Here is a 6,914-nt window from a genome sequence, read left to right on the forward strand (position 1 = left end):
CGGCCGAGGACCAGTCGTGCAGAAGGTCCCTCAGCTCCTGCCGGGCCACGGCGACGCGTTCCGGCTCGTCCTGGGCGACGGTGAGCATCGTACGGCGCACGGCCGGCCGGTCGGTCACGGTGTCGCCGTAGCTGTATTCCTCGCCCTGCCGGGACAGCAGCAGCACGGCGATGTCGTCCTCGCGCCGGTCGGCGAGCGGGCCGGTGGTGTGGTGGGAGGACGGCCCGTGTACGGCCTGGACCAGGGCGTCGGCGAGTTCCTCCAGCTCGTCCCCTTGTGCTCCTCGAGGACCGTCCGGATGCGCAGCCAGCCCGACTCCAGATCGTGCCCGCCGGTCTCGATGAGGCCGTCGGTGCAGATCATCATGGTCTCGCCCGGTTCCAGGAGGAACCGCGTGGTGGGGTAGTCGGCGTCCGGGTCGATGCCGAGCGGCAGCCCGCCGTCCGTCGGACGTTTCAGCACCGTGCCGTCCGCCAGCCGGATCGCCGGGTCCGGGTGTCCGGCGCGGGCGATGTCCAGGACGCCGGTCGCGGGGTCGGCCTCGACGTAGAGGCAGGTCGCGAAGCGCAGGTCGGCGGGGTCCTCGTCGACGGTGGAGATGCCGTGCAGGAAGCGGGAGGCGCGCGAGAGCACGGCGTCCGGGCGGTGGCCCTCGGCCGCGTACGCCCGTAGCGCTATCCGCAGCTGGCCCATCAGGCCGGCCGCCCGTACGTCATGTCCCTGCACGTCGCCGATGACGAGGGCGAAGCGGCCGTTGGGCAGCGGGATCATGTCGTACCAGTCACCGCCGACCTGGAGTCCGCCGCCGGTGGGGATGTAGCGGGCGGCGACGCTCATGCCGGGGATCTCGGGGCCCAGCGTGGGCAGCATGGAGCGCTGCAGGCCGTCGGTGAGCTCCCGCTCCGACTCGGCGGCGCCGGCCCGGCCGAGGGCCTGGGCGAGCATACGGGCGACCGTCGTCAGCACGGATCGTTCGTCCGGGGTGAACGCCACCGGATAGGCGAAGCCCGCCATCCAGGCGCCCATGGTGCGTCCGGCGAAGCTCAGCGGCAGGAAGGCCCAGGACTGGCGGCCGAACTGCTCGGCGAGCGGCCAGGTGAGCGGATAGCGCGACTTGTACTCCTCGGGGGAGGAGAGGTAGACCGCCCGGCCGGTGCGCACCACCTCGGCCGCCGGATAGTCGGTCTCCACCGGCATGTGCGTGAAGCGTTTCTCATCGCCGGGCCGGTAGCCGTGGTGGCCGATGACCGTCAGCCGGTCGGCCTCCACGCCGAACACCGCGAGCCCGTCCGGTGAGAAACCGGGCATCGACAGCCCGGCCGCGACCCGCAGCACCTCCTCCGTGGACCGCGCCTCGGCCAGCGCCCGGCCCGCGTCCAGCAGGAACGCCTCCCGGGAGCGCCGCCAGTCGCCGGTGACCGCACGGCGCCCCGCAGGTGTGCCCGGCGACGGGTCGGTGACCTCCTGGAGGGTGCCGATCAGCTGGTACGCCCGGCGCTCGGGGTCGAAGCTCGGTTTGGAGCGGCTGCGCACGGTGCGGATCACCCGGCCCCGCTCGTCCATGATCCGCACCCGCACCTCGGCGAGTGTCCGCTCGGCGACGGCGAGACCGATGACGCTGACGATCTCGTTCCAGTCGACCGGGTGGAGGCGCGCCCGGGCCTGGGATTCGGTCAGGGTCGACTGTTCGGCGGGCAGTCCGAGCAGCCGAGCGGCCTCGGCGTCCACGGTGACCAGCTTTGTGGCCGTGTCCCAGTGCCACATGCCGGTCGCGAGGGCGGCGAGGACCTGCCCCACAGCGGGAAGGGGCGCACCAATACGCATTGGCCCACTCTAAGAAGAGGTGATCGAAGGGTGCCACTGGTGCCGCACGCACCTAATGGTGGGGAGGCCGTCGCGGGTGGCCGGTACCCTGGGGAGAAGTTTCACGTGAAACACGCCCCGATCCGCGAAGACTGGATGAACGACGATGCATCGGTACAGGTCCCACACCTGCGGCGAGCTCCGCGCCTCTGACGTCGGCACCGACGTCCGGCTGAGTGGCTGGCTGCACAATCGGCGCGACCTGGGCGGCATCCTCTTCATCGATCTGCGCGATCACTACGGCATCACGCAGCTCGTCGCCCGTCCCAACACGGTCGCCTACGAGGCCCTGGACAAGCTCTCCAAGGAGACCGTCGTACGGGTCGACGGCAAGGTCGTCTCCCGCGGCACCGAGAACATCAACCCCGACCTGCCGACCGGCGAGATCGAGATCGAGGTCGGCGAGGTGGAGGTGCTGGGCGCTGCCGCCCCGCTCCCCTTCACGATCAACACCGAGGACGGGGTCAACGAGGAGCGGCGCCTGGAGTACCGCTTCCTGGACCTGCGCCGCGAGCGTATGCACCGCAACATCATGCTGCGTACGGCGGTCATCTCGGCGATCCGGCACAAGATGACGGCGCTGGGCTTCAACGAGATGGCGACCCCGATCCTCAGCGCCACCTCCCCGGAGGGCGCCCGCGACTTCGTCGTGCCCTCCCGCCTCCACCCGGGCAAGTTCTACGCGCTGCCGCAGGCCCCGCAGCAGTTCAAGCAGCTGCTGATGATCTCCGGCTTCGACCGTTACTTCCAGATCGCGCCCTGCTTCCGCGACGAGGACGCCCGCGCCGACCGCTCGCCGGGCGAGTTCTACCAGCTCGACATCGAGATGTCCTTCGTCGAGCAGGAGGACGTCTTCCAGCCCGTCGAGAAGCTGATGACGGAGCTGTTCGAGGAGTTCGGCAACGGCCGTCACGTGACGTCCCCGTTCCCGCGGATCCCGTTCCGCGAGGCGATGCTGAAGTACGGCTCCGACAAGCCGGACCTGCGCGCCCAGCTCGAGCTGGTGGACATCACCGACATCTTCGAGGGCTCCGACTTCAAGGCGTTCGCGGGCAAGCACGTGCGCGCGCTGCCGGTGCCGGACGTCTCCGGGCAGCCCCGCAAGTTCTTCGACCAACTCGGTGACTTCGCCGTCTCGCTCGGCGCTAAGGGCCTGGCCTGGGTGCGCGTCGGCGAGGACGGCTCGCTGTCCGGCCCGATCGCCAAGTTCCTCACCGAGGAGAACGTCAAGGTCCTCACCGAGCGCCTCGGCCTGGAGGCCGGTCACGCCGTGTTCTTCGGCGCGGGCGAGTTCGACGAGGTCTCGAAGATCATGGGCGCGGTGCGGGTCGAGGCCGCCAAGCGGGCCGGGCACTTCGAGGAGGGCGTCTTCCGGTTCTGCTGGATCGTCGACTTCCCGATGTACGAGAAGGACGAGGAGACCGGCGCGATCGACTTCTCGCACAACCCGTTCTCGATGCCGCAGGGCGGCCTGGAGGCCCTGGAGACCCAGGACCCCCTGGACATCCTGGGCTGGCAGTACGACATCGTCTGCAACGGCGTCGAGCTGTCCTCCGGCGCGATCCGGAACCACGAGCCCGAGATCATGCTGAAGGCTTTCGAGATCGCGGGCTACGACCGGGAGACCGTCGAGGACAAGTTCGCCGGCATGCTGCGCGCGTTCCGCTTCGGCGCCCCGCCGCACGGCGGCATCGCGCCCGGCGTCGACCGCATCGTCATGCTGCTCGCCGACGAGCCGAACATCCGCGAGACCATCGCCTTCCCGCTCAACGGCAACGCCCAGGACCTGATGATGGGCGCGCCGACCGAGCTGGAGGAGGCGCGCCTGAAGGAGCTGCACCTGTCGGTGCGCAAGCCGCAGCCGAAGTAACCCACGCGGCGTGAGTGGCCCGGAACCGACGCCGGTTCCGGGCCACTGACGTACGCAGGGCTCTCAGTCAGCACCTATTGACGCGCCATAAGGTCCGGGTCGGACTACCTCGCCACGAACTGGGTGAGGATCGCCTGGACCTCGTAGATGTCGACGCCCTTGGTGAAGGTCTTCTGGATCGGTGCGGCCGAGCCGGAGAGCCAGATCTTCAGTTCGGCGTCGAGGTCGAAGGTGCCGGCCGTCTCCACCGCGAAGTGGGTGATGCTGCGGTACGGGACGGAGTGGTACTCCACCTTCTTGCCGGTGATGCCCTGCTTGTCGACCAGGATGAGACGGCGGTCGGTGAACAGGATGGTGTCGCGGATCAGCAGGTACGCGGCGTGCACCTGCTCCCCCTGGCCCAGCAGACGCGCGTAGTCCTGCTGGGCCGTCCCCGGATCGATGCTGTGTGCGTTTCCGAACAGTGCCATGGATGGACCCCCCACTCGGTCGGCTCACGCGTTGTGCGTGAGCCGATGCGGCAATGGCTTCACATGATCTTCATATGTGGCCACTGTGTCCAGATCATGGCGTGCAACCGGTGCCGATCACGCCGGCTCGCCGCCGAAGCGCTCCTTGTACGCCGCCAGGTCGTCGTCCGTGAGCTTGGCGAAGAGGACCGGCGGGACGGTGAAGGGGGTGCCGGCGGGCACGGAGGACAGGGACTTCGCCTCCTCCTCGGTGACCCAGGTCGCCGTGTCGTCCTTGAGGTCGAACGCCGAGCGCATGGCCGCCGAGGAGGTCGGGATGAAGGGCTCCGAGACCACCGCGTAGAGGTGGATGAGGTTCATCGCCGTACGGAGGGTCAGGGCGGCACCCTCCGGGTTGGTCTTGATCTCCAGCCAGGGGGCCTTCTCCTCCAGGTAGGAGTTGCCGGCCGACCACAGGGCGCGGAGGGCGGCCGCCGCCTTGCGGAACTGGATGGCCTCCATCTGCTCCTCGTACTCGGTGAGCAGCCGCGCGATCTCCTCGCCGAGCTTCGCCTCTGCCTCGCCGGGCTCCGCGCCGGCCGGGACCTCGTCGCCGAAGCGCTTGCGGGAGAAGGACAGGACGCGGTTGACGAAGTTGCCGAGGGTGTCCGCCAGGTCCTTGTTCACCGTGGCCGTGAAGTGCTCCCAGGTGAAGGACGCGTCGTCCGACTCGGGGGCGTTGGCCATCATGAAGTAGCGCCAGTAGTCGGCGGGGAGGATTTCGAGGGCGTCGTGCGTGAAGACGCCGCGCTGCTGCGAGGTGGAGAACTTGCCGCCGTAGTAGTTCAGCCAGTTGAAGGCCTTGATGACGTCGACCTTCTTCCACGGGGCGCGGGTGCCCAGCAGGGTCGCCGGGAACATCACGCTGTGGAAGGGGACGTTGTCCTTGCCCATGAACTGCGTGTAGCGGACGTCCGCGTCCGACTCCCACCACCAGGAGCGCCAGTCGCGGTTCTCCGGGTCCTGGTCCGCCCACTCCTTCGTGGCGCCGATGTACTCGATCGGGGCGTCGAACCAGACGTAGAAGACCTTGCCCTCGGCCGCGAGGTCCGGCCAGGTGTCCGCGGGGACCGGGACGCCCCAGTCGAGGTCGCGGGTGATGGCGCGATCGTGCAGGCCCTCGGTGAGCCACTTGCGGGCGATGGAGGAGGCGAGGACGGGCCAGTTGTCGGCTCGCTCGTCGACCCAGGCCTCGACCTCTCCGGCGAGTGCCGACTGCAGGAGGAAGAGGTGCTTGGTCTCGCGGACCTCCAGGTCGCTGCTGCCGCTGATCGCGGAGCGCGGGTCGATGAGGTCGGTGGGGTCCAGAACGCGGGTGCAGTTCTCGCACTGGTCACCGCGGGCCTTGTCGTAGCCGCAGTGGGGGCAGGTGCCGATGATGTAGCGGTCCGGGAGGAAACGGCCGTCGGCGTTCGAGTACACCTGGCGGATCGCGCGCTCCTCGATGAAGCCGTTCGCCTTCAGCTCGCGGGCGATCTCCTGGGTGATCTCACGGTTCTGGGGGGAGGAGCTGCGGCCGAAGTAGTCGAAGGCCAGGTTGAAGCCGTCGTAGACCGCCTTCTGGGCGTCGTGCGCCTGGGCGCAGAACTCGTCGACCGGGATGCCCTGCTCCTTGGCCGCCAGCTCCGCGGGGGTGCCGTGCTCGTCCGTGGCGCAGATGTAGAGGACGTCGTGGCCGCGCTGGCGGAGGTAACGGGAGTACACGTCCGCCGGGAGCATGGACCCCACCATGTTGCCCAGGTGCTTGATCCCGTTGATGTACGGAAGGGCGCTGGTGATGAGGTGTCGAGCCATCGCGGGCTGCTCCCAGGTTTTTACAGGGGGTGACGATCGTCGTTTCTCTGGTCGTCTCGGAACCTTGAAATCGTAGCCGACATGGGCGGGCCGCCCGCTTCCTGTTTTACAGGGTGGAAGCGGGCGGCCGGTTTTTCGTTGTGCGGCTACGGCGGGCTCACGGCGCGCTCGTGGCGGGCTTACTGCGGGCTTTGCGGGCGCCAGTGGGCGAGGACGCCCTCGTAGAGCTCGGTGTCGGTGAGCTCCTTGGGGGTGGGGCCCGCGTGGAAGAAGGACGTGTTGTCCGTCTTCAGCTTGCGGAGGTAGTCGAAGGCCTTGTTGTCGTGCTCACCGAAGGCGACGAAGGTGAAGTGGATGTGGGGGTGGGTCTTCGCGGCTTCGGTGAGGGACTGGGTGGCGGGGGTCTTGGCGTCGGGGGCGCCGTCGACCTGGAAGATCACCAGGGCGGGGGTGGAGGGGTCCGACTTCTGGTGGTGGGTGATCACTTCCTGCACGGCTACGTGGTAGCTGGTGCGGCCCATGCGGCCGAGGGAGGCGTGGACGTCGTCGATCTTGGTCTCGTGGTCGGTGAGGGTGAGGTCGGCGGTGCCGTCCACTTCCGTGGAGAAGAAGACGACGTGGACCGTTGCGTCGGGGGCCGCCGGGTCGAGGTGGGCGGCGAGGGCGAGGGTCTGGTCGCCGAGGGCCTGGGCGGAGCCGTCCTTGTAGTACGGGCGCATGGAGGCGGAGCGGTCGAGGACGAGGTAGATCTTGGCGGTGGTGTGGGTGAGGTTGTGGGAGGTGAGGGTGGCTGCGGCTGCGGTGTAGGCGGTGCGGAGGGTTGAGGAGACGGGCACACGGCCTTCGGCCGGGTCTTCGTTCCCACCCGCACCACCCGT

The 6,914-nt window shown here is 68.8% G+C and carries 4 protein-coding genes and 1 pseudogene; 1 reads left to right on the forward strand and 4 read right to left on the reverse strand.

Annotated features, from left to right (window positions below; translation table 11 throughout):
* A pseudogene (locus ACTWQJ_RS43635) lies at window positions 1-1,824 on the reverse strand (SpoIIE family protein phosphatase); the annotation flags it as partial.
* Between the two features lie 145 nt (window positions 1,825-1,969).
* Between ACTWQJ_RS43635 and aspS the strand changes: the two are divergent.
* Complete coding sequence (gene aspS, locus ACTWQJ_RS43640; RefSeq protein WP_443311945.1) at window positions 1,970-3,733, forward strand: aspartate--tRNA ligase; 1,764 nt, start codon at window positions 1,970-1,972, stop codon at window positions 3,731-3,733.
* 104 nt (window positions 3,734-3,837) lie between these two features.
* Here aspS and ACTWQJ_RS43645 read toward each other — a convergent pair whose 3' ends face one another.
* The 3 genes from ACTWQJ_RS43645 to ACTWQJ_RS43655 all read right to left on the reverse strand — a co-directional run.
* Window positions 3,838-4,203 (reverse strand): PH domain-containing protein, encoded by a 366-nt coding sequence (locus tag ACTWQJ_RS43645; RefSeq protein ID WP_385270129.1) that lies wholly within the window; start codon window positions 4,201-4,203, stop codon window positions 3,838-3,840.
* A 117-nt stretch (window positions 4,204-4,320) separates the two neighbouring features.
* The gene (metG, locus tag ACTWQJ_RS43650) at window positions 4,321-6,036 is read right to left on the reverse strand and encodes a methionine--tRNA ligase (RefSeq protein ID WP_443311946.1); all 1,716 of its coding nucleotides are present in this window, start codon (window positions 6,034-6,036) and stop codon (window positions 4,321-4,323) included.
* 179 nt (window positions 6,037-6,215) lie between these two features.
* On the reverse strand, window positions 6,216-6,914 hold a 699-nt coding region (locus ACTWQJ_RS43655; RefSeq protein WP_443311947.1), incomplete at its 5' end, for a VWA domain-containing protein.

The sequence above is a fragment of the Streptomyces sp. KR55 genome (assembly GCF_052245645.1).
Lineage (GTDB): Bacteria > Actinomycetota > Actinomycetes > Streptomycetales > Streptomycetaceae > Streptomyces > Streptomyces flavusporus.